This window comes from Anoxybacillus sp. LAT27, assembly GCF_022030075.1.
In the GTDB taxonomy this organism is placed as follows: domain Bacteria; phylum Bacillota; class Bacilli; order Bacillales; family Anoxybacillaceae; genus Anoxybacillus; species Anoxybacillus kestanbolensis.
Window position 1 is genome coordinate 1 of sequence record NZ_JAIWYK010000217.1, and the last position, 256, is coordinate 256.

The window sequence follows — 256 nt, forward strand, 5'->3', positions numbered from 1 at the left end:
AGCGGCAAACGCCCCCCAAACACCAGCGCGCATGAATCCGATGCCGATGCCGACTTGGCTGCTCGCCGGACCAGGGAGGAATTGGCATAAAGCGACCAAATCGGCATAGGTTTTCTCGTCCATCCATTTTTTGCGTTTGACATACTCTTCGTAAAAATAGCCGAGATGAGCGACCGGACCACCAAATGACGTTAGGCCGAGGAGAAGCGCTGTTTTTCCGACTTCCCAAACCGATCGCCGCCGGCTTGTTGCTTGT

General features: G+C 54.7%; 1 protein-coding gene. It reads right to left on the reverse strand.

The features are described 5' to 3' along the window. Positions 1–256, reverse strand: a 256-nt coding sequence (locus LD028_RS09195; protein WP_237811638.1) for a chromate transporter, incomplete at both ends; no start/stop codon positions are given.